This is a genomic window from Streptomyces sp. L500 (genome assembly GCF_054551825.1).
In genome coordinates this window covers 62780-84727 of sequence record NZ_JBTOLC010000016.1, presented here as the reverse complement: position 1 = coordinate 84727, position 21948 = coordinate 62780, and the positions used below count along the sequence as shown (strand labels likewise).

Genomic DNA, 21948 nt, shown 5'->3' with positions numbered 1-21948 from the left:
CTCTCAGTCGGACCGGTTCTCGCCCTCCACCGGCGACCAGACGTTCTTCCCCAGCCAGTAGAAGTACTGCGGACGGTCCTTGATGGCACTGGTCCGGAACGGGCGCCCGTGGTCGTCGACGCGGACGGTGCCGTGCCGGTCCCCGCTGCTCCACTCCAGCTCCAGGTACCAGCTGACGTCATGGCCCTTGGTGTGCGCGGTCACCTTGAGCACCTGGGGGTCGGTCGAGCTGACCTTGTAAGGGAAGTCCGTGGCCGGGATCGCGATGTCGCCCTGCACGCCGCCCTTCGCCCGGGCCTGCGGCTGCCCGGCGTCGAGGTCGACGTCGTGGAAGGAGGGTGTGAGACCGCCGCCGCAGCCGCTGCCCATCGCGTACGCGGTCCAGGAGAGCGGCGCGGACCGCTCGACGACCCGGACCCGCAGGGCGTGCAGCACGACGGCCTCGCGGCCCTTGCCTTGTACGGACAGCTCGACGTCCGTTTGGCCACCCGCCACGGCCCGCAGGTTGGCCGTCCAGCCGGGCGCGTCCTGCTCCTCCGGGGGCGGGGGCATGAACGACGGCTGCCGGTCCGTCAGGTAGTACTGGCCGCAGTGGTCCTGCCAGACGTACGGGCGGGTGGCGACGGTGAGGGGGATGCCGGCGGCGGAGTCGCCGCCGCTGCCTCCGTTCGGCTTTTTGGGGCCGGTGCTGGGGGCCTCGCTCGGTATGTCCGGCGGCGCGGGGGCGGCGGTGACGCCGGAGGGGGATGCGGAGGGGGATGCGGAGGGGGAGGAGAGGAGCGGCTTCGGGGTGCTCGTCCGGCCGGGCGCGGCGTAGGGCTGTGCCTGCTGGGGGCGGCGGGCCTCGTCGGGGGCAGCGCTGCCACGGTCCGGGGAGGCCGCGTAGCCCACCATGACGGCCGACGTCGCGGCGATGGCCACGACGGCGGCCCCGAGCAGGGCGAGCCGGGTTGTTTTCCCGGTGGTGGGCAATCGTCCCGCAGGGCGGGACGGGTGGGCACCACCCGACGGCGGGCCGGCAGCCACCGACGAAACGGACGTGGCACCGGCGGTAGCGGCCGCCTCGGCCGCTCCTTCGGTGGCGGCCGGGGCCGCCACCGCCCGGCTCGTCGCCGCCTTCCGGCGGCGGGCCGCGTCCGCGAGAATCCAATGGCGGTGGAGCTCGACGAGTTCCTCGGGCTTCGCCCCGCACACCCTGGCGAAACGTTCCACGGGGGCGTACTCCGCCGGCACGGCGTCCCCGTTGCAGTAGCGGTGAACCGTCGACGTGCTCATGTGCAGCCGCTTGGCCAGCCCCGCGTAGCTCTGCCCGGAGCGAGCCTTCAGCTCACGGAGCAGTTCGGCGAATTCCTCGGTCTCCTCGGCCATCGGCCGTGCCCCTCCCCATCCCAGGACCGCGTTCCAGGGGAATGACATTTCCCCAGGTCAGAACGCGTTCGACCATTCCATTTTCCCGGATGGTTCGAACGCCATTGCGGTCGACTCGCCGGGCGCCGCAGGCTGTGGGGGCGACGAGCGGACCGCCCTTCGGCCGGCCGCCGGATCTCGCCCTCGACTCACCACACCGCACCCGCGTCCATCCGCACAGGAGACACTCATGCCCACCGCCGGCCGTATCACCGCCGCCGCCCTCGTGGCCGCCGCCGCCGTCACCATCACCGCCTGCCAGGGCCAGAGCGTCGCCTCGAACCAGGTCAGCCCCGCGCCCGCCACCTCCGCCGCCGCCAATGAGCTCGCGTCCTCGACCGCGACCCCCGGTTCCGGCAGCGCGGCCCGTCCGGGCACCCCGGGCACCCCGGCCGGCAAGCCCGACGCCACCACTCCGGCTGCCACTCCGGCCGCCGCCAAGGGCAAGGCCGCCGACCGCCTCGCCGCCTGCTCGGCCGCCAACTCCAAGGTGACGGTCAACTCCATCAGCCGCCCCATCAACCACCTGGCCCTCACCGTCACCAACACCAGCGCCAAGCCCTGCGCCGCGTACAGCTTCCCCGCCCTCGTCTTCGACGAGGCCCAGGCCTCCATCCAGGCCGTGCGGGAGAGCGTGCCGCAGTCCGTCGTCATGCTGGAGCCGGGGCAGTCCGCCTACGCGGGCATCCGTCTCTCGTCCGCCGACGGCAGCGGCGCCCACGGCCGCACCGCCCACAACCTGACGGTCTACTTCTCCGGCCGCTCGGGCAACGACTCCACGGGCACCCCGGCCCACCTCACCCTCCCCAAGGACACGCACATCGACGACTCGGCCGCCGTCACCTACTGGCAGTCGGACTTCGAGGACGCCATCAAGTGGTGAGCCTCGACGGGGTACGGGCGCTCGCGGGGCAGGAGCTGCCGCGCGGCGTCCAGGTCCCCGTCCCGTACGCGCGCGTGGACCGCGTGGGCGAGGGGCCGCAGGCGCAGGTCGCGTTCCGGGTCCCACTGGACCCGGGCCGGGGAACGCTTCAGCCGGCGCTTCCAGGTGGCCTGGTCGGCGTGGAGCCCGCGCTCGGCTTGATCCACGTCATCCGGTCCCGCTTCCACGCGACCGGAAACCGGCCCTCCCGGGCGGCGGGGAGGCCGATGCGCGGCGCGTAGGTCTGGTGGACGGTGACGGTAGAGTCCGTGTGCAGGGCTCGGATCCGGTGTTCGGGGTCTGCCACGGTGAACAGGGTGGGCGCCGCGGTTTCTTGTGCGCCGACGAATTACGGCAGGCGCGCGAGCACCGCGTTGTACGCGTAGAGGCCGACGAGGGCGATCACGCCCACGATGACCACCCACGAGGTGAAGCTCGTGTGCCGGCCCTTACGTATTCGCCGTTCCCGCTTCCGGCCCCGCCGGGGCGGCGGCACGGGCCGCGCGGTGTCGGTGGTGACCTCGGCGAGGAGACGCCGGCATGTCGCGGCGAGCTCGCTCGTTCCGGCGTTGAGGCTCGCGAGGGCCTCCGTACGCGCGGGCGCGGTCGTACCGCCGTCGAGTATCCGCCCCGCGCGCAGCAGAATCTCGTCCCGGCCACCGCTCGGAGCCATGCTGATCCACCGCTGCACGTGCTCGCCCCGGATGACCACGCCCCCGCCCCGCTCGCGGTACACGACGTGCTCACGCCACAGCAGGGCGGCCACTTCACTGGCGGTCTCTCTCAGACGCGTTCCCATGCCCTTACGGTAAGTGACACCACTGACAATCCCGCGCGGGTGATCAGGACTTCGCCCTCAGCACGAGAGACGCGACCACCGGCGCCGCGTACAGCAGGGGCATGAGCACGTGCGCGTACGCGCGTGCGCGGACGACGGTGGCGACGGCCCCGGCGAAGTACAGCACCAGTCCGACGCCGGCCGCCACGCCGATGGCCGGTACGGCCAGCCCGACCAGCAGGCCCACGGCCCCCGCGGCCTTGGCCGCCCCCAGCCAGGGCAGCCACGCTTCGGGCACGCCGTACGCGGTGATCGACCGCACGATCGCCGGGGCGCGGAATATGAACGTCCCGGCGGAGGCGGCCGCCATGACGGCGGCGAGGACGGTCACGACGACGTAGGCGGTGGACATGGCGGCGGCTCCTCGTCCCGGGCGAGTTCGTCCGATGTCCTGACTTTCCGCCCCGGGTCCGTTCAAACCGCCGGTTGTTGGGGAGCGGTTACCTTCGCCCGTCGGCCTTGATACGCGTGATGAGCGCTGCCATCCGCGCGCGGGGCGTGGCGATCACGATGCCGGGCGCGTCGCTCTCGCGCAGCAGTACCAGCGCGGTCATCGCGCGTACCTCCAGGCAGTTGTTGCCACCTCCGCCGCAGGCGGACGAGTGCTGCCACGCGGGCTCTGGGCTCACTGCAACGCCCCTTCCTTGATGCGCGTGATCAGCGCCCGCACCTCGACGTGCGCTGCTGCGATGACGGTCTTGGGCGCGTCGCTCTCGCGCAGCAGCGTCGCTCCTGGGGCCGCTGCCAGCTCCAAGCAGTCCTGGTTGTCGTCAGCGCCTGAGAAGGTGGATTTCTGCCACCGCGCCCTAGCGTTCACCTCAATCGACCGGCCTTGACGCTTGCGATCAGCGCACGCACCTCGGCGCGGGCTGCTGCGATGACGGCCGTGGGGGCGTCGCTCTCACGTATGGCCACCGAGCCGTCGAGGGGTCTCAGCTCCACGCAGCTGTTGTCCGGGCCCCCGCCCGAATACGAGGACTTCTGCCATGCGCGGGATGTATTCATGGCCTTGATCTCACGTTTCCTGGATCAGTTTGTGGATGAACTGCCGTGAACCGTCGGCGCTTAGTGCTGTCTGCGTCAGGGTGGCGAACATGTTGCGGAACACGGACAGCAGTGCGTTGGCGCTGATGAAGCTACCGCCGAAGGCAGCGTCGATCTGCACGGTGTCGAGCTCAGGGATAGGGCCGAGAGCGTAGAACATCGACTGGGCTGTCCCGGTCAGGCCGTCGGTCTCGAAGGGGATCACCAGCAGCTTCACACTTGGCCACTCCGCCACCTCCTCCAGGAACTCCAGTTGCGCTCGCTGCACGGCTCGGCCTCCGTACCGCATGCGTAGCGCGGCTTCGTGCACGATCGCCACAGTGTCCGGAGGCGTCTTCCGGTCGTAGATTTGCCGTCGGCGGGTGCGATGCTCGACGCGCGCGTTGAGTTGGGCTTCCGGCAGCGCGGGGATCGCGCTGCCGAACAGCGCACGCGCGTAATCCTCGGTCTGGAAGATCCCCGGGACGTAGGTGATCTGCAGCAAGTGGAGCGCTCGCGCGTGGTGTTCCAGCTCCGATACATCGAGGAATCCTGGCGTGAGGAGTCCCCGGTACTGCTCCCACCATCCGCGCACGCGCTCGTCGGTCATGGCGCACAGCTCGTTGATGAGCCTGACGTTGCTCGCCTTGTAGTAGGAGGCGAGCTGGCGGATTCTGTCAGCGCTAACCCCCCATCGCCCGGCCTCGATATGGCTGATCTGCGCTGCCCCGCCGCCGAGCAGGGCTCCGGCCTCTCGCGCGGTCAAGCCTGCCGCTTCCCGGAGCTTCCGTAGCTCGGCGCCCAGCCGTGCCTGGCGGACTGTCGGATTGCTTCTCGGCGGCATGGATCGCCCTCCGTTCGGTGCTTCGAGTCTCGCGCGCCACCATCCCACAGGTCCACCGTCTGTCACCTATTCGTGTCTCAGCGTTGCACCGGTACAGCTTTGTGCCCTACGTTCGTCCGCACCGCGCAATGCGGCCGGGAAGACCCGAAGTGCGGCCACGCGCAGGCAACTTGAGGCCAAAGCTGGTGGCCGGGCCACGGACGACGGCGGCGCGCGGAAGCGAAACCGCACAGGACATCGGTAACCCGAATAGGGAGGCGCCCCATGAGCGCAACCGTGCTCAACGACCCACGTACCGCGCCCTACTACAACCCCCACACGTTCTACGAGCTCGCCGCACCGGCGACGGCGACAACCGCTCGGCTCGCCCGCCAGTTCGTACGCGGAACGTTGCAGGCGACCAACCACCCCGCTCTCATCGATGACGCGTGCGTCTGCGTGTCGGACGCCGTCGCGAACGTCGTGCAGCACGCGCGCGTGTCCGCGCTGTCAGTGGAAGTCACCGTCAGGCCCTACCGGGTGGTCGTCGCCGTGCGGGACGACGACCCGGTCAGGCGCCCGTACGGCCGGCTCGCCGCGAAACCGGGCGACGAGCGGGGCCGGGGGCTCGTCCTCATGAACAAGCTGTCGCACGCCTTCGGCGTGAACCTCGTCTGGGACGGGCTGCACGTCATCGGCAAGCGCGTGTGGTTCGAGCTGCGGGAACGGTGATCACGGCGTGGGGCGACCGCCACCGCCGCGCCAGGTCGCGTAGAGCCCGGACAGGGACGCGGTGACGGTCGCCAGCGCGCTGGGCGATACGCCCAGCAGCACGAGCAGGATCCCCGCTGCCAGCACGGCGAGGAAAACGATCAGATCATGAACGCGCTTGCCGTCGTTGGCCATTGAGGCCCCTCTCATGAGTCGGTGATGGTACGACTCAGGGTCGATGGGAACGGATACGCTGCGGCAGCCGCAGCGGTGCTGACAGGCAGGTGGCAGCGTGAGTGAACTGCAGGCGTTCGGGGAGGGGCTCTCGCCGGAGATGCGCGCGCTGGCGCAGGCGCTGCGCGATCTCTTCGCGGGGCTGGAGATCTCCGAGCGGCGCTACGCGGCGCGCCGCAGCTACGACTCGTCCACCGTCTCCCGCTACCTGAGCGGACAGCGCCTTCCGCCATGGGAATTCGCACTCAACCTGCTGAATGACGTCGCGGAAACGCGTGGCACATTGCCGACGCCGGAGACGACGGAGATGCTGCGCGCCCTGCACCACGCCGCGCTCAAGGCGGGCAAGAGCCCTACGCACAAGGTGCAGTTGTTGCAGCAGCAGCTCGCCGTGGCGGACGAGGACGCCCGCCGGGCCGCCCAGCGCGAACGGTGGTTGGAGGACACCCTCCGCGATCGCGAACACCGCGTCCGGGAGCTCCAGTTGCAGATCGGACAGTTTCGGGTCGGCCCCGACACCGACGCCGATCGATCACGACTGATCGCCGAGATCCAGCAGTTGAAGGATGAGCTGGAGGAGACGCGCGAAGCGCATCGCCAGGCGGAGGAGCGGTGCGAGCGGCTCGAACGGCAGTTGGCGGAGGCGGAGACACGGCAGCGTGCCGCCGAGTCGGACGAGCCCGTCGCCGTCGGCCCCGGACCAGCCGACATGCCCGGTCCTATGACGGCCGGAACCGTCATCCACGGCGACGTATTCGTCAACACGTCGTCGTCCTGGAAGATCGACGAGGAGACGGTCGGCTCGGTCACGGTCCAGGTCGCGTATCAGTACGGCGATCGACGGACGAGGGTCAATGGCCTCCTCGTCGACCCGACGACGGTGGTCGCGCCCCGGCTGCGGGCTCGAACGGTCGAGGTGGGCTGGGAGATCGCGTCCTCCGATGGGAAGGGGACCGCAGCCGAGATCATCGAGCGCGGGCCCGAGCCGTTCATGCTGACGGTGATGCGGTTGGCCGAGCCGCTGACGAACGCGGTGCCGTCCATCGCTCTGGGGCAGTCGCCGATGCCGGGGAGCCAGTTGCTGGTCAATGCGCATGCAAGGGATGACACCGGCGAGGGGTATCGGCACTCCGGCCTGCTCGACGTCAAGGGCCGCTCCGGTCCTTGGGTCCGCGTCGAGGGGGAGTTGCCCATCGGCCTCACGGGGGCACCGGCGTTCCACGTCGGCACCGGTGAGCTGATCGGCCTGATTGCCAAACGGCTCACCGATGGGGGGAGCAGAGCCCACCTCGTCCCCGCCGGAGCGCTCCTCGATCTCAAATCCCTCTCCTGACCGCCGCAGGCGCCCCCACCTGCGAACCCCCACCCCCAAACCCCGCCGCGAGGCGGCCCGGTTTCGACCCCACCCGAAGGGGTTTGCCGCGCACGGCGTGGCCGTCCCAGACTCCAACCATCGGCGCGGGGGCCGGGTGCCCGAGGGTAACGGGGGTGGGCACCCGGGTCCCGGATGCGCCGAAGGGCCGCCGTCCCGAGCGGGGGGAGCGGCGGCCCTTCTGGAGTCTGCGAATCCGCGTGACTACATGACGCGGACGGCGCCCGTCGGCGGGGAGTAGCTCAGGCTGCGCTCGACGACACCCGTGCTCGGGTTCTGCGCGCCGATGAACTTGCCACCGCCGATGTAAACGGCGACGTGGTACGCGCTGCCGGCGGGGCCCCAGTAGAGGATGTCGCCGACCTGGAGGTTGTCGAGACCGACCTGGGTGCCGGCCGTCGACTGGTCCTGGGAGACGCGCGGCAGGTCGATGCCGATCTGGTTGTACGCGGACATGACCAGGCCGGAGCAGTCGTACGCGGAGGAGCCGGTGGCGCCCATGATGTACGCCTTGCCGACCTGGGCCTCCAGGAAGGAGACCAGGGTGGCGGCGTTGCCGCTGGCGTGGGAGCCGGTGCTGGAGCCGGAGGTGGACTTCGTGCCCAGGTCCGAGCGGTCGCTGTCGCGGGAGGCGCGGTCCTGCTCGGCACGCTTGGCCTCGGCCTCGGCGGCCTTGCGCTCGGCCTCGGCCTTGCGCTCCGCCTCGTCCTTGACCTTCTTGGCCTGCGCCTTGGCGACGTCGACGGCCTCGTCCACCTGCGCGCGGATCTGGGTGTCCGTGGCCGCCTGCTGCGTGGCGACCGCGCTCTGCGCGATGGAGGTGGAGAGGGCCGCGTTGAACGCGGGGATCTCCTGGGTCGCCTCGGCCGGCTTCTCGGCGGTGGCGGTGGCGGCGGACGCGGTGCCGGCCACGGCCAGGGTGCTGAGGACGCCACCGGCCACACCCGTGCGGACGACCCAGGACTGGGTCGCCGGGCGACGGTGCTTTCGGTGGCTGGTTATATGCGCGTTCGGGGACATGGGACAACGGACTATCAGTCCGCGCTGGTTGAGTTCAAGATAAGTGACCTGCGCCACAATTGACGTGTACGCGCTTGGAAAACGGGCCTTTTGATCACAGAGAGGTCACGGCGCGAGGGGAGTCCGGACGGGCGATCAAGCGCCTCAGCATGGCATTTGGCCATCGGTGACGTGCGGCGGGCGTCCTATCACCTTTACAGCCCGCGCGTCGAGGCTACCCACGAAATCCGGTCGCCGAACCCCCGGGCGCGTGGCGCAACTCACGTATCGCGCGTCCGTCCGGTCTCCCGGGCGCGGCTTGTGAAGCGACGCGCGTACCGGGCGCCGGTCGTCCGCCCCGGGCGCGTTTCGGTGACGGTCCGTCGGGTGCCCGGTGGGGTGACGGGGGAGGGGGTGGCGCCGTCCGTCGGCCCCTCGGCTCGTCACGGCCCTATATCAGTTCATCGGAGCTCTTGCCAATTTGCCCGATCGCGCCATGGCTTGATAATGGCTCACCCGTCCCGACCAGCACCGCAGCCCCTGAATGTCACCTCTGGTGATCACTCAACCGCTTCGCGTATGTAGATCACCGCTCATCCGACTTAATGATCGTTCGTCAGGTGGTGGAGATCACAAACGCGGTCGTGTACGCCGTGTCGCAGATCACAGACCAGCGGGCATAGGATGCAGGCGACCCGGGCTTGTGAACTGCCTCACATGGCGGTGATCTTCGGAGGGCCTCCATCCACCGGGTCCGGTCAGCCAGCAGTCAGCGTCGACAGACTGGAAGGAGCGAGGAGCGGTGAACGCCTATGCGCCCATCCTCGTACTGGGAGCCCTAGGTGCGGGCTTCGCGATCTTCTCCGTGGTCGTGGGCTCGCTCGTGGGGCCCAAGCGCTACAACCGCGCCAAGCTCGAGGCGTACGAATGCGGCATCGAGCCGACCCCGCACCCGGCCGGTGGTGGCCGGTTCCCGATCAAGTACTACCTGACGGCGATGCTCTTCATCGTCTTCGACATCGAGGTCGTCTTCCTCTACCCCTGGGCGGTCACCTTCGACTCCCTGGGGCTGTTCGGGCTCGTGGAGATGCTCCTCTTCGTGCTCACCGTCTTCGTCGCCTACGCCTATGTATGGCGGCGCGGCGGCCTGGAATGGGACTAGGGGGCTCGTCGCATGGGACTTGAGGAGAAGCTGCCGAGCGGCTTTCTGCTGACATCCGTCGAACAGGCCGCGGGATGGGTGCGCAAGGCGTCCGTCTTCCCGGCCACCTTCGGCCTGGCCTGCTGCGCCATCGAGATGATGACGACGGGAGCGGGGCGCTACGACCTCGCTCGCTTCGGCATGGAGGTCTTCCGGGGCTCCCCCCGCCAGGCCGATCTGATGATCGTGGCGGGGCGGGTGAGCCAGAAGATGGCGCCCGTGCTGCGTCAGGTCTACGACCAGATGCCCAGCCCCAAGTGGGTGATCTCCATGGGGGTCTGCGCGTCCAGCGGCGGCATGTTCAACAACTACGCGATCGTGCAGGGCGTCGACCACATCGTGCCCGTCGACATCTATCTGCCCGGCTGCCCGCCCCGGCCCGAGATGCTCATGGACTCGATCCTCAAGCTGCACAAGAAGATCCAGCACGAGAAGCTCGGCCCGCAGCGCGCGGAGGCGGAGGCCGAGGCGGAGAAGGCGGCCCTCAAGGCCCTGCCCCTCATCGACATGAAGGGGCTGCTGCGATGAGCGACCCGAAGCCGGCCGAGGGGCCCAAGCCCGCCGAAGGCCCGAAGCCCACCGAGGGACCCAAGCCTCCCAATGGCGTCAACCCCGACAAGGACCTCGGCACCCAGAACCTGCCCGGCCAGCGCCTCGACCACGGCGAGGTCATCGGCGTCCGGCGCGGCATGTTCGGCCCGAACAACGGCGGCGACACCACCGGCTACGGCCGGCTCGTCCGCACCGTACGGCTGCCGGGCGAGGCCGCCCGTCCCTACGGCGGATGGTTCGACGAGGTGGCGGACGAGCTGGAAGGGGCCCTGGAGGAGCAGGGGCTTCTCCCGGAGAACGCGATCGAGAAGACCGTGGTCGACCGGGGCGAGCTCACCTTCCACATCGCCCGCGAGCACCTGCCGCGCGTCGCCCGGACGCTGCGCGACGACCCGGCGCTCCGCTTCGAGCTGTGCACCGGGGTCAGCGGGGTGCACCTCCCCGGGGACAAGGGGCGTGAGCTCCACGCCGTCTACCACCTGCGCTCGATCACCCACAACCGGCTGATCCGGCTGGAGGTGAGCGCTCCCGACGCCGATCCGCACGTCCCGTCGATCGTCGACGTCTATCCGACGAACGACTGGCACGAGCGCGAGACGTACGACTTCTTCGGCCTGGTCTTCGACGGCCATCCGGCGCTCACGCGGATCATGATGCCGGACGACTGGCAGGGCTTTCCGCAGCGCAAGGACTACCCCCTCGGCGGCATTCCCGTCGAGTACAAGGGCGCCCGGATCCCGGCCCCCGACCAGCGGAGGTCGTACTCGTGATGTCCACCCCCAACGGGACCACCCCCAACGGCACCGCCAACGAGACCCCGCACGAGAGCGGCGCCCCCGCCGGCGCGCGCGAGACCACCGAGGGCACCGTCTACACCGTCACCGGCGGCGACTGGGCCGAGATCGCCGACGCCGCCAAGCGGGCCGACGACGAGCGGATCGTCGTCAACATGGGTCCCCAGCACCCCTCCACCCACGGAGTGCTCCGCCTCATCCTGGAGATCGACGGCGAGACGGTCACCGAGGCCCGCTGCGGCATCGGCTACCTCCACACCGGCATCGAGAAGAACCTGGAGTTCCGCAACTGGACCCAGGGCACCACCTTCGTGACGCGCATGGACTACCTCACGCCGTTCTTCAACGAGACGGCGTACTGCCTGGGCGTGGAGCGGCTGCTCGGCATCGAGGAGCAGGTGCCCGACCGGGCCTCCGTCATCCGGGTGATGCTCATGGAGCTGAACCGAATCTCCTCCCACCTGGTGGCCATCGCCACCGGCGGCATGGAGCTCGGCGCCACCACGATCATGATCTACGGCTTCCGCGACCGCGAGATGGTCCTCGACATCTTCGAGCTCATCACCGGCCTGCGGATGAACCACGCGTACGTCCGCCCCGGCGGCCTCGCCCAGGACCTGCCGCCCGGCGCGGTCGACCAGGTCCGCGAGTTCGTCAAGAAGATGCGCCGGAACCTGCCGGAGTACGACAAGCTCGCCACCGGCAACCCCATCTTCAAGGGCCGGATGGAGGGCATCGGCCACCTCGACCTCACCGGCTGCATGGCGCTGGGCGCCACCGGGCCGATCCTGCGCTCCGCCGGGCTCCCGCACGACCTGCGCAAGGCCCAGCCCTACTGCGGCTACGAGAACTACGACTTCGACGTGCCGACCGCCGACACCTGCGACGCCTACGGCCGCTTCCTGATCCGGCTGGACGAGATGCGGCAGTCGCTGCGGATCGTCGAGCAGTGCCTGGACCGGCTCCAGCCCGGCCCGGTCATGGTCGCCGACAAGAAGATCGCCTGGCCCGCGCAGCTGGCCCTCGGGCCGGACGGGCTCGGCAACTCCCTCGACCACATCAAGAAGATCATGGGCACCTCGATGGAGGCCCTGATCCACCACTTCAAGCTGGTGACGGAGGGCTTCCGGGTGCCGCCGGGGCAGGCGTATGTCGCCGTGGAGTCCCCCAAGGGGGAGCTGGGCGTCCACGTCGTCAGCGACGGCGGCACCCGCCCCTACCGGGTCCACTTCCGGGACCCGTCCTTCACCAACCTCCAGGCCATGGCGGCGATGTGCGAGGGCGGCATGGTCGCCGACGTCATCGTGGCGGTGGCGTCCATCGATCCCGTGATGGGAGGCGTCGACCGGTGAGTGACGCACCCGTGCAGATGGGGATGCCCGCGCTCCCCGCCCCCGACTATCCCGCCGACGTCCGCGCCCGGCTGGACGCGGACGCCGACGAGGTGATCGCCCGCTACCCCGACAGCCGCAGCGCGCTGCTGCCGCTGCTGCACCTGGTGCAGGCCGAGGACGGGCACGTCACCCGCACCGGCATCCGCTTCTGCGCCGAGCGGCTCGGGCTCACCACGGCGGAGGTCACGGCGGTCTCGACCTTCTACACCATGTACCGGCGCGCGCCCGGGGGCGACTACCAGGTGGGGGTGTGCACCAACACCCTGTGCGCGGTGCTGGGCGGCGACGCCATCTTCGACGAGCTCAAGCACCACCTGGGCGTCGGCAACGGTGAGACCACCGAGGACGGCAAGGTCACGCTGGAGCACATCGAGTGCAACGCGGCCTGCGACTACGCGCCCGTGGTGATGGTCAACTGGGAGTTCTTCGACAACCAGACGCCCGAGAGCGCCAAACGGCTCGTCGACGACCTGCGCGCCGGCCGCACCGTCGAGCCCACGCGCGGGGCGCCGCTGTGCACGTACAAGGAGACGGCCCGCATCCTGGCGGGCTTCCCCGACCGGCGGCCGGGTGCCGTCGAGGCGGGCGGCGGGGCCGGCTCCGCCTCGCTGGCCGGGCTGCGGCTGGCCAGGGGCGAGGGCGGGCACCGGGTGGTGCCGCCGCGCGGCGAGCCGCCGCAGGGCGAGCGCCCGGCGGAGCACCTCAGCTCCCACGACGCGCCGCAGGAGACGTCCGCCTCGGACCCCGCGCACCCCAGCGGACCGGTCACCGAGGAGGGGGAGGAATGACCATGGCGCCCGAGATCTTCGAGACCAGCCCCGAGAAGCTGCTCTCACCCGTCCTCAGCGCCTTCTGGGACGAGCCGCGCTCCTGGACGCTGGAGACCTATCTGCGGCACGAGGGCTACGAGGGCGCGCGCAAGGCCCTCGCGATGACCCCCGACGACGTCATCGCGTATGTGAAGGACTCCGGGCTGCGCGGCCGCGGCGGCGCCGGCTTCCCCACCGGGATGAAGTGGCAGTTCATCCCGCAGGGCGACGGCAAGCCCCACTACCTCGTCGTCAACGCCGACGAGTCCGAGCCCGGCACCTGCAAGGACATCCCCCTCCTCTTCGCCAACCCCCACTCCCTCATCGAGGGCATGGTGATCGCCTGCTGGGCGATCCGCTCCGACCGCGCCTTCATCTATCTGCGCGGCGAGACCGTCCCCGTGCTCCGCCGGCTGCACGAGGCCGTGCGCGAGGCGTACGCGGCGGGCTTCCTCGGCCGGAACGTCCTGGGCAGCGGACTCGACCTCGACGTCACCGTGCACGCGGGGGCGGGCGCCTACATCTGCGGCGAGGAGACCGCGCTGCTCGACTCGCTGGAGGGCCGCCGCGGCCAGCCCCGGCTCCGGCCCCCCTTCCCCGCGGTCGAAGGTCTCTACGCCTGCCCCACAGTGGTGAACAACGTCGAATCCATCGCCTCGGTTCCCGCGATCCTCAACCGGGGCAAGGAATGGTTCCGTTCGATGGGAAGCGAGAAGTCGCCCGGCTTCACGCTGTACTCCCTCAGCGGCCACGTCGCCAACCCCGGCCAGTACGAAGCCCCGTTGGGGATCACCCTCGGGCAACTGCTGGGCATGAGCGGCGGGATGCGCCCCGGTCACCGGCTCAAGTTCTGGACGCCCGGCGGCTCCTCGACCCCGCTGCTGACCGACGAGCACCTTGACGTCCCCCTGGACTACGAGGCGGTGGGCGCCGCCGGCTCGATGCTCGGCACCAAGGCCCTCCAGTGCTTCGACGAGACGACGTGCGTCGTGCGCGCCGTGACCCGCTGGACCGAGTTCTACGCCCACGAGTCCTGCGGCAAGTGCACGCCCTGCCGCGAAGGCACGTACTGGCTCGTCCAGTTGCTCCGTGACATCGAGGCGGGCAAGGGGCGGATGACCGACCTCGACAAGCTCGCCGACATCGCCGACAACATCAACGGCAAGTCGTTCTGCGCGCTGGGAGACGGCGCCGCCAGCCCGATCTTCTCCTCGCTGAAGTACTTCCGCGAGGAGTACGAGCAGCACATCAAGGGCAAGGGCTGCCCCTTCGACCCGGCGAAGTCGACGGTGTGGGCCGACGGCCCCGCCACCAACCAGCACGCTCACCTGGGGGTGAACGCATGACAGTGACCACGTCCGCCCCTTCCGGAGGAGGGAACGCGGCCGTCCCGCCGGAGGACCTGGTGTCCGTCACCATCGACGGCATCCAGCTCTCCGTGCCGAAGGGCACGCTCGTCATCCGGGCGGCCGAGCTGCTGGGCATCGAGATCCCGCGCTTCTGCGACCATCCGCTGCTGGATCCGGCGGGCGCGTGCAGACAGTGCATCGTCGAGGTCGAGGGCCAGCGCAAGCCCATGGCCTCCTGCACCATCACCTGCACGGACGGCATGGTGGTGAAGACCCAGCTCACCTCGCCCGTCGCCGAGAAGGCGCAGCGCGGCGTGATGGAGCTGCTGCTCATCAACCACCCGCTGGACTGCCCCGTCTGCGACAAGGGCGGCGAGTGCCCCCTGCAGAACCAGGCCATGTCGGCGGGCCAGGCGGACAGCCGCTTCGAGGGCCGCAAGCGCACCTACGAGAAGCCGATCCCCATCTCCACGCAGATCCTGCTGGACCGCGAGCGCTGTGTGCTGTGCGCGCGCTGCACCCGCTTCTCCAACGAGATCGCGGGCGACCCGATGATCGAGCTGCTGGAGCGCGGCGCGCTGGAACAGGTCGGTACGGGCGAGGGCGACCCCTTCCGGTCGTACTTCTCCGGCAACACCATCCAGATCTGCCCGGTGGGCGCCCTCACCTCGGCGGCGTACCGATTCCGCGCCCGCCCCTTCGACCTGGTCTCCTCGCCGTCGGTGTGCGAGCACTGCGCGGGCGGCTGCGCGCTGCGCACCGACCACCGGCGCGGCAAGGTGATGCGCCGGCTGGCCGCGGAGGACCCCGAGGTCAACGAGGAGTGGGTGTGCGACAAGGGCCGCTTCGCCTTCCGCTACGCGCAGCGGCCCGAGCGCTTCGACACCCCGCTGGTCCGGGACGCGGGCGGCGTCCTCACGCCGGCGAGCTGGCCGGAGGCCCTGGAGATCGCGGCCCGTGGTCTTTCGGCGGCGCGCGGCCGGGCCGGGGTGCTGACCGGCGGCCGGCTGACGGTGGAGGACGCGTACGCCTACGCCAAGTTCGCCCGCGTCGCCCTCGACACCCACGACGTGGACTTCCGGGCGCGGACGCACAGCGCTGAGGAGGCCGACTTCCTCGCCGCCCACGTTGCCGGGCGGGGCCGGGACCTCGACGGCACGGGGGTGACGTACACGGCCCTGGAGCAGGCGCCCGGCGTGCTGCTCGTGGGCCTGGAGGCCGAGGAGGAGGCGCCGGGGGTCTTCCTGCGGCTGCGCAAGGCGTGGCGCAAGCGCCGGCAGCGCCTGTTCGCGCTGGCCCCCTACGCGACCCCGGGCCTGACGAAGGCAGGCGGCACGCTGCTGCCGGCCGCGCCGGGCACGGAGCCGGAGTGGCTGCGGGCTCTGGCGGACTCGTCGGGCCTGGACGCGGCCGGGCGGGCGGCGTCGGAGGCGCTGCGCGCGCCGGGTGCGCTGATCCTCGTCGGCGAGCGGCTGGCCGGGGTGCCCGGCGGGCTGTCGGCCGCCGTGGCGGCGGCCGGGGCGACGGGCGCGCGGCTGGTGTGGCTGCCGCGCCGGGCGGGCGAGCGGGGCGCGCTGGAGGCGGGGGCCCTGCCGGGGCTGCTGCCGGGCGGCCGGCCCGTCACCGACCCGAGGGCGCGGGAGGAGACGGCGGCGGTGTGGCGCGTGGCCGGGCTGCCGCGCGGCGCGGGCCGGGACACCGGGCAGATCGTGGAGGCGGCGGCCACGGGAGAGCTGGCCGCGCTGCTCGTGGGCGGCGTGGAGGTCGCGGACCTGCCCGATCCGGCGCGGGCCCGCGAGGCGCTGGACGCGGTGGGCTTCCTCGTCAGCCTGGAGCAGCGGCCGAGCGAGGTGTCGGACCGGGCGGACGTGGTGCTGCCGGTCGCGGCCGTCGCCGAGAAGTCCGGGACGTTCCTCGACTGGGAGGGCCGGGCACGGCCGTTCGAGGCGGCGCTCAAGCCGGACCAGCTCGCCGTGCGGCACACCCAGCCGGACTTCCGGGTGCTGCACATGCTGGCCGACGCCATGGACGTGCCCCTCGCCCTGGACGCCCTCCCGGCCGTGCGGGCCGAGCTGACGCGGCTGGGGGCGTGGGACGGCGAGCGGCCGGCCGGCCCCGCGGAGCCCGGCCGGGCTCCGGCGCGGCCCGAGCGCGGCGAGGCGGTCCTCGCGGGGCACCGGATGCTGCTGGACCGGGGGCGGCTCCAGGACGGGGACGAGGCGCTGGCCGGCACCCGCCATCCGGCGCTCGCCCGGGTGTCGGCGGCGACGGCGGCCGAGGCGGGGGTGCGCGACGGCGAACTCCTCGCCGTGACGGGCCCGTACGGCTCGGTGCGGCTGCCGCTGCGGATCACGGCCATGCCCGACCGGGTGGTCTGGCTCCCGCTGAACTCCGTCGGCGGGGGCGTCGCCTCCGACGTCGGGGCGCGGCCGGGCGAGGTGGTGCGCATCGGCGCCGACGCCGGTGACGAGGGTGGAGCGATGAGGCCGGAGGTGCGGTCGTGAGTCCTGCGCTGACTCAACTGGCCACGGAGGACCTGTCGATGTTCGGCAGGGACCCCTGGTGGCTGGTGGTGATCAAGGCGGTCTTCTGCTTCGCGTTCCTGATGGTGACGGTGCTCTTCTCGATCGTGTGGGAGCGCAAGGTCGTCGCCTGGATGCAGCTGCGCATCGGCCCCAACCGGCACGGCCCGTGGGGGCTGCTGCAGTCGCTGGCGGACGGCGTCAAGCTGATGCTCAAGGAGGACGTGATCGTCCGCCGCGCGGACAAGATCGTGTACGTCCTCGCGCCGGTCGTCGCCGCCATCCCCGCGTTCATGGCCATCGCGGTGATCCCCTTCGGCCCGTCCGGCAACGAGGTCTCGATCCTCGGCCACCGCACGACGATGCAGCTCACCGACCTGCCGATCGCGATCCTGTACATCCTCGCGGTCGCCTCGGTCGGCATCTACGGCATCGTGCTGGCCGGCTGGTCGTCCGGCTCGACGTACCCGCTGCTCGGCGGGCTCCGCTCCTGCGCGCAGATGATCTCGTACGAGATCGCGATGGGCGCGGCCTTCGCGTCGGTCTTCCTCTACTCCGGCTCGATGTCGACCTCGGCGATCGTCGAGTCGCAGCACGACCGCTGGTACATCCTGCTGCTGCCGGTCTCCTTCGTCATCTACATCGCCACGATGGTCGGCGAGACCAACCGGGCCCCCTTCGACATGCCGGAGTCCGAGGGCGACCTCGTCGGCGGCTTCAACACCGAGTACTCGTCCATCAAGTTCGCGATGTTCATGCTCGCCGAGTACGTGAACATGGTGACGGTCTCGGCGGTCGCGACCACCCTCTTCCTGGGCGGCTGGCGGGCCCCGTACCCGCTCTCCGCGTTCTGGGAGGGCGCGAACCACGGCTGGTGGCCGATGCTGTGGTTCGTCATCAAGGTGCAGCTGCTGCTGTTCTTCTTCATCTGGCTGCGCGGCACGCTGCCCCGGGTGCGCTACGACCAGCTGATGAAGCTGGGCTGGAAGGTGCTCATCCCGGTCTCGGTGGTCTGGCTGATGCTCGTCGCGACCGTGCGGGCGCTGCGGAACGAGAACTACGCCTTCCAGGACATCGTGCTGTACGTCGGCGGCGGGGTCCTCGGGCTGCTCCTGCTGTCGCTGCTCTTCGACCTGTTCCACGGGGGCAGGGGCGAGAAGGACGGCGAGGAGGCGGGGGAGGGGGCCGAGGGGCCGGCACCCGTCTTCGACCCCATGGCGGGGGGATTCCCCGTGCCGCCGCTGCCCGGCCAGAGCCTGCCGCCCGTGCCGCGGCGGAGGCCCCGCCGGAGCGGGGAGCTCATTGTCAGTGGCGGGGTGGATACTCAGAGTGACCGAAAGGAGGGGTGAGGTGTCTTCCGACTTCCAGAATCCCGTGGCCGGCTTCGGCGTGACCTTCAAGGCCATGTTCAAGAAGCGGCTGACCGAGCAGTACCCGGAGGAGAAGAAGCACACCGCGCCGCGCTTCCACGGCCGCCACCAGCTCAACCGCCACCCCGACGGCCTGGAGAAGTGCATCGGCTGCGAGCTGTGCGCCTGGGCCTGCCCGGCCGACGCGATCTACGTCGAGGGCGCGGACAACACCGACGAGGAGCGGTACTCGCCCGGCGAGCGCTACGGCCGCGTCTACCAGATCAACTACCTCCGCTGCATCCTGTGCGGCCTGTGCGTCGAGGCGTGCCCGACCCGCGCCCTGACGATGACCAACGAGTACGAACTGGCCGACGCCAGCCGCGAGTCGCTGATCTACACCAAGGAGCAGCTCCTCGCGGGCCTTGAGGACCGCATGGTCGACACCCCGCACGCGATCTTCCCCGGGATGACCGAACAGGACTACTACCGGGGCCTGGTGACGGGCGCCGCCCCGGGCACGACCCGGCAGGTCGCCGTCTCCAAGGGAGAGAAGCAAGAGGACGAGGGGGTGGAGGCATGAGCGGTCTCGCCGCCGCCCCGTACCTGACGTCGACGGGCGAGGCCGTCCAGTTCTGGATCCTGGCCGTCGTCGCCGTGGCCGGCGCGCTCGGCGCGGTGCTGATGAAGAAGGCCGTGCACAGCGCGCTCTGCCTCGCCGGGACGATGATCGTCCTGGCGGTGTTCTACCTCGCCAACGGCGCCTACTTCCTGGGCGTCGTGCAGATCGTCGTCTACACCGGCGCGATCATGATGCTCTTCCTGTTCGTCGTGATGCTCGTCGGCGTCACCGCCGCGGACTCGCTGAAGGAGACCATCAAGGGCCAGCGGCTCCTCGCCGGGCTGTGCGCCCTGGGCTTCGGCGTCCTGCTGGCCGCGGGCATCGCCAACGCCGCGCTGCGCGACTTCGACGGGCTGGGCCAGGCCAACGCCGGAGGCAACGTCCAGGGGCTCGCCGCGCTCCTGTTCACCAAGTACGTCTTCGCCTTCGAGATCACCGGCGCCCTGCTCATCACGGCCGCCGTAGGGGCGATGGTGCTGACCCACCGCGAGCGCACCCGGCCCGCCGCCACCCAGCGCGAGCTGGCCGAGCGGCGCGTGCGCGGCGGCAGGCAGCTGCCGCCCCTGCCCGCCCCCGGCGTCTACGCCCGCCACAACGCCGTCGACATCCCCGGCCTGCTGCCCGACGGCACGCCCTCCGAGCTCACCGTCAACCCCACGCTGCGCGCGCGGGGCCAGATCCGCGACGTGTCGGGCGAGGCGCTCGCGGAGCTGGCCGCGCTGGAGCAGCGCTCCGAGGAGTGGCTGGAGCGGGACAAGCGCCGCGCCGGGGAGCGCACCGAGGAGGGAGCCAAGTGAACCCCGTCAACTACCTGTATCTGGCGGCGCTGTTGTTCACCATCGGTGCCACCGGTGTGCTCATCCGGCGGAACGCGATCGTCATCTTCATGTGCGTCGAGCTGATGCTGAACGCCTGCAATCTGGCGTTCGTCACCTTCTCCCGGATGCACGGCAATCTCGACGGCCAGATCATCGCGTTCTTCACGATGGTCGTGGCCGCCGCCGAAGTCGTGGTGGGCCTCGCGATCATCGTGACGATCTTCCGGTCCCGCCACTCCGCCTCGGTCGACGACGCCGGCCTGCTGAAGCTGTAAGGGGACACTGACGGTGGAGAACCTCATCGGAACGCTCGTCCTGGTGCCCCTGCTGGGCGCGGGCGTGCTGCTGTGCGGCGGGCGGCGGCTCGACCGCGCGGGCCACTGGATCGGCACGCTCGCGGCCGCCCTGTCGTTCGTCATCGGCGTGGTGCTCTTCGCCGACATGCTGGGCCGGAGCGGCGAGGACCGCGAGCTGGCCGCGACCGTGTTCAGCTGGGTGCCCGTCGGCGGCTTCCGCGCCGACGTGGGCTTCCAGCTCGATCAGCTGTCGATGACCTTCGTCCTGCTGATCACGGGCGTCGGCTCGCTGATCCACCTCTACTCCGTGGGCTACATGGCCCACGACGAGCGGCGGCGGCGCTTCTTCGGCTATCTCAACCTCTTCCTCGCCGCGATGCTGCTGCTCGTCCTCGCCGACAACTACCTGCTGCTGTACGTCGGGTGGGAGGGCGTCGGCCTCGCGTCGTACCTGCTGATCGGCTTCTGGCAGCACAAGCCCAGCGCGGCCACGGCGGCCAAGAAGGCGTTCCTCGTCAACCGCGTCGGCGACATGGGCCTGTCCATCGCCATCATGCTGATGTTCACCACCTTCGGGACCTTCGCCTTCGGGCCGGTGCTGGAGAACGCGGACAAGGCGGGCGAGGGCAGGCTGACGGCCATCGGGCTGTTGCTGCTGCTGGCCGCCTGCGGCAAGTCGGCCCAGGTGCCGCTGCAGTCCTGGCTCGGGGACGCGATGGAGGGCCCCACGCCGGTCTCCGCGCTCATCCACGCGGCGACGATGGTCACCGCCGGGGTGTACCTGATCACCCGCTCCGGGGCGATCTTCGACGGGGCGCCGGACGCCCAGACGGCCGTCGTCACGGTCGGCGCGGTGACGCTCCTCTTCGGTGCGATCGTCGGTTGCGCCAAGGACGACATCAAGAAGGCCCTCGCCGGCTCGACGATGTCGCAGATCGGCTACATGGTCCTGGCCGCCGGGCTGGGCCCGATCGGCTACCCCTTCGCGATCATGCACCTGGTCACCCATGGCTTCTTCAAGGCCGGCCTCTTCCTCGGGGCCGGCTCGGTGATGCACGCCATGAACGACGAGGTCGACATGCGGCGTTACGGCGGGCTGCGCCGCTACATGCCCATCACCTTCGCCACCTTCGGCCTCGGCTATCTCGCCATCATCGGCTTCCCCGGCCTGTCCGGCTTCTTCTCCAAGGACAAGATCATCGAGGCGGCCTTCGCCAAGGGCGGCACCGAGGGCTGGATCCTGGGCGGCGCGGCCCTGCTGGGCGCGGCCATCACGGCGTACTACATGACGCGCGTGATGCTGCTGACCTTCTTCGGCGAGAAGCGCTGGCAGCCGACAGCGTCCGACAGCGGCTCCGCCGCGGGGGCCGGCAACGCGCCTCACCCGCACGAGTCGCCCAAGGTGATGACGATCCCGATGATCGTGCTCGCCGCCGGCTCGGTCCTCGCGGGCGGCCTGTTCAGCCTCAACGACGCCTTCCTCAAGTGGCTGGAGCCCGTCACCGGCCATGAGGAGGGCCATTCGCCCGTCACCGCCGTGCAGGTCACCACGGCCACCCTGGTGGTCCTCTTCGTCGGTGTGGCGCTCGCCTGGGCGCAGTACGGGCGCCGGCCGGTGCCCGTCACCGCGCCGCCCGGGAGCCTGCCGGTGCGGATCGCCCGCCGCGATCTGCTCCAGGACGACATCAACCACATCGTGCTGGTCCGCGGCGGCGAGCACCTGACGCGGAGCCTGGTCTACGTCGACCACACGCTGGTGGACGGCGTCGTCAACGGCACGGCCGCCGCCGTCGGCGGGCTGTCGGGCCGGATGCGCAGGCTCCAGAACGGCTTCGCGCGGTCGTACGCGGTCTCGATGTTCGGCGGTGCGGCGGTGCTCATCGCCGCGACCCTGCTGATGAGGGCGGTCTAGT

At 70.7% G+C, this 21948-nt stretch carries 24 protein-coding genes and 1 pseudogene; 15 read left to right on the top strand and 10 right to left on the bottom strand.

What is annotated here, in order from left to right:
* Window positions 1-3 precede the first annotated feature (3 nt).
* Entirely contained in the window at window positions 4-1368 is a 1365-nt protein-coding gene (locus tag ACX9I7_RS17270) for a helix-turn-helix domain-containing protein (protein ID WP_459387825.1), read from the bottom strand.
* A 229-nt stretch (window positions 1369-1597) separates the two neighbouring features.
* Here ACX9I7_RS17270 and ACX9I7_RS17265 point away from each other — a divergent pair, with 229 nt between their 5' ends.
* A complete protein-coding gene (locus ACX9I7_RS17265) occupies window positions 1598-2290 on the top strand; it encodes a DUF4232 domain-containing protein (protein WP_459387824.1) in 693 nt (230 codons plus the stop codon).
* Here ACX9I7_RS17265 and ACX9I7_RS17260 read toward each other — a convergent pair.
* The 7 genes and pseudogenes from ACX9I7_RS17260 to ACX9I7_RS17230 all read right to left on the bottom strand — a co-directional run bounded on the left by ACX9I7_RS17260 (window position 2251) and on the right by ACX9I7_RS17230 (window position 5034).
* A pseudogene (locus ACX9I7_RS17260) lies at window positions 2251-2636 on the bottom strand (DUF4291 family protein). The gene ACX9I7_RS17265 and the pseudogene ACX9I7_RS17260 overlap by 40 nt on opposite strands.
* Window positions 2637-2678: 42 nt before the next feature.
* Entirely contained in the window at window positions 2679-3128 is a 450-nt protein-coding gene (locus tag ACX9I7_RS17255; RefSeq protein ID WP_459387823.1) for a hypothetical protein, read from the bottom strand.
* A 43-nt stretch (window positions 3129-3171) separates the two neighbouring features.
* Window positions 3172-3519 (bottom strand): DoxX family protein, encoded by a 348-nt coding sequence (locus ACX9I7_RS17250; RefSeq protein WP_387569239.1) that lies wholly within the window; start codon window positions 3517-3519, stop codon window positions 3172-3174.
* 88 nt (window positions 3520-3607) lie between these two features.
* Window positions 3608-3796 (bottom strand): DUF397 domain-containing protein, encoded by a 189-nt coding sequence (locus ACX9I7_RS17245; protein ID WP_459387822.1) that lies wholly within the window; start codon window positions 3794-3796, stop codon window positions 3608-3610.
* Window positions 3793-3984 carry a DUF397 domain-containing protein gene (locus tag ACX9I7_RS17240; RefSeq protein WP_387569234.1) on the bottom strand — a complete coding sequence of 64 codons (192 nt, stop codon included), beginning with the start codon at window positions 3982-3984 and terminating at the stop codon, window positions 3793-3795. The genes ACX9I7_RS17245 and ACX9I7_RS17240 overlap by 4 nt, the downstream gene beginning before the upstream one ends.
* Window positions 3981-4172: a DUF397 domain-containing protein gene (locus ACX9I7_RS17235; protein ID WP_387569231.1), complete on the bottom strand. Its 192-nt coding sequence runs from the start codon at window positions 4170-4172 to the stop codon at window positions 3981-3983. Before ACX9I7_RS17235 ends, ACX9I7_RS17240 begins: the two co-directional genes overlap by 4 nt.
* Window positions 4173-4182: 10 nt before the next feature.
* The gene (locus tag ACX9I7_RS17230; RefSeq protein ID WP_459387821.1) at window positions 4183-5034 is read right to left on the bottom strand and encodes a helix-turn-helix domain-containing protein; all 852 of its coding nucleotides are present in this window, start codon (window positions 5032-5034) and stop codon (window positions 4183-4185) included.
* A 264-nt stretch (window positions 5035-5298) separates the two neighbouring features.
* Between ACX9I7_RS17230 and ACX9I7_RS17225 the strand changes: the two genes are divergently transcribed.
* Entirely contained in the window at window positions 5299-5745 is a 447-nt protein-coding gene (locus ACX9I7_RS17225; protein ID WP_358631129.1) for an ATP-binding protein, read from the top strand.
* On the opposite strand, the gene ACX9I7_RS17220 is transcribed toward ACX9I7_RS17225, so the two are convergent.
* Window positions 5746-5934 carry a hypothetical protein gene (locus tag ACX9I7_RS17220; protein WP_459387820.1) on the bottom strand — a complete coding sequence of 63 codons (189 nt, stop codon included), beginning with the start codon at window positions 5932-5934 and terminating at the stop codon, window positions 5746-5748.
* A gap of 82 nt (window positions 5935-6016) precedes the next feature.
* Here ACX9I7_RS17220 and ACX9I7_RS17215 point away from each other — a divergent pair, with 82 nt between their 5' ends.
* Window positions 6017-7291 (top strand): hypothetical protein, encoded by a 1275-nt coding sequence (locus tag ACX9I7_RS17215; RefSeq protein WP_459387819.1) that lies wholly within the window; start codon window positions 6017-6019, stop codon window positions 7289-7291.
* 243 nt (window positions 7292-7534) lie between these two features.
* Here the strand turns inward: ACX9I7_RS17215 and ACX9I7_RS17210 are convergent, their stop codons facing one another.
* A complete protein-coding gene (locus ACX9I7_RS17210) occupies window positions 7535-8350 on the bottom strand; it encodes a C40 family peptidase (RefSeq protein ID WP_387569220.1) in 816 nt (271 codons plus the stop codon).
* A gap of 781 nt (window positions 8351-9131) precedes the next feature.
* Between ACX9I7_RS17210 and ACX9I7_RS17205 the strand changes: the two genes are divergently transcribed.
* The 12 genes from ACX9I7_RS17205 to nuoL are packed head-to-tail and all read left to right on the top strand — an operon-like array spanning window position 9132 to window position 21947.
* A complete protein-coding gene (locus tag ACX9I7_RS17205) occupies window positions 9132-9491 on the top strand; it encodes an NADH-quinone oxidoreductase subunit A (RefSeq protein WP_126914770.1) in 360 nt (119 codons plus the stop codon).
* Between the two features lie 12 nt (window positions 9492-9503).
* Window positions 9504-10058 (top strand): NuoB/complex I 20 kDa subunit family protein, encoded by a 555-nt coding sequence (locus ACX9I7_RS17200; protein ID WP_386727092.1) that lies wholly within the window; start codon window positions 9504-9506, stop codon window positions 10056-10058.
* Window positions 10055-10852, top strand: coding sequence for an NADH-quinone oxidoreductase subunit C (locus ACX9I7_RS17195; protein WP_459387818.1), 798 nt, complete (start codon window positions 10055-10057; stop codon window positions 10850-10852). Before ACX9I7_RS17200 ends, ACX9I7_RS17195 begins: the two co-directional genes overlap by 4 nt.
* Window positions 10852-12228, top strand: coding sequence for an NADH-quinone oxidoreductase subunit D (locus ACX9I7_RS17190; protein ID WP_387569213.1), 1377 nt, complete (start codon window positions 10852-10854; stop codon window positions 12226-12228). The genes ACX9I7_RS17195 and ACX9I7_RS17190 overlap by 1 nt, the downstream gene beginning before the upstream one ends.
* 17 nt (window positions 12229-12245) lie before the next feature.
* Window positions 12246-13058, top strand: coding sequence for an NADH-quinone oxidoreductase subunit NuoE (nuoE, locus tag ACX9I7_RS17185; RefSeq protein WP_459387839.1), 813 nt, complete (start codon window positions 12246-12248; stop codon window positions 13056-13058).
* Entirely contained in the window at window positions 13055-14425 is a 1371-nt protein-coding gene (gene nuoF, locus ACX9I7_RS17180; protein WP_459387817.1) for an NADH-quinone oxidoreductase subunit NuoF, read from the top strand. Before nuoE ends, nuoF begins: the two co-directional genes overlap by 4 nt.
* The gene (locus ACX9I7_RS17175; RefSeq protein ID WP_387569207.1) at window positions 14422-16932 is read left to right on the top strand and encodes an NADH-quinone oxidoreductase subunit G; all 2511 of its coding nucleotides are present in this window, start codon (window positions 14422-14424) and stop codon (window positions 16930-16932) included. Before nuoF ends, ACX9I7_RS17175 begins: the two co-directional genes overlap by 4 nt.
* 38 nt (window positions 16933-16970) lie before the next feature.
* Window positions 16971-18299, top strand: coding sequence for an NADH-quinone oxidoreductase subunit NuoH (gene nuoH, locus ACX9I7_RS17170; protein ID WP_387569392.1), 1329 nt, complete (start codon window positions 16971-16973; stop codon window positions 18297-18299).
* A gap of 1 nt (window position 18300) precedes the next feature.
* On the top strand, window positions 18301-18882 hold the full coding sequence (gene nuoI, locus ACX9I7_RS17165) for an NADH-quinone oxidoreductase subunit NuoI (RefSeq protein ID WP_387569205.1): 582 nt from the start codon (window positions 18301-18303) through the stop codon (window positions 18880-18882).
* Window positions 18879-19718, top strand: a complete 840-nt coding sequence (locus ACX9I7_RS17160; protein WP_387569202.1) for an NADH-quinone oxidoreductase subunit J — start codon at window positions 18879-18881, stop codon at window positions 19716-19718. The genes nuoI and ACX9I7_RS17160 overlap by 4 nt, the downstream gene beginning before the upstream one ends.
* Window positions 19715-20014: an NADH-quinone oxidoreductase subunit NuoK gene (gene nuoK / locus ACX9I7_RS17155; protein WP_126914763.1), complete on the top strand. Its 300-nt coding sequence runs from the start codon at window positions 19715-19717 to the stop codon at window positions 20012-20014. The genes ACX9I7_RS17160 and nuoK overlap by 4 nt, the downstream gene beginning before the upstream one ends.
* Window positions 20015-20027: 13 nt before the next feature.
* Window positions 20028-21947, top strand: coding sequence for an NADH-quinone oxidoreductase subunit L (gene nuoL / locus ACX9I7_RS17150; protein ID WP_387569199.1), 1920 nt, complete (start codon window positions 20028-20030; stop codon window positions 21945-21947).
* Window position 21948 lies beyond the last annotated feature (1 nt).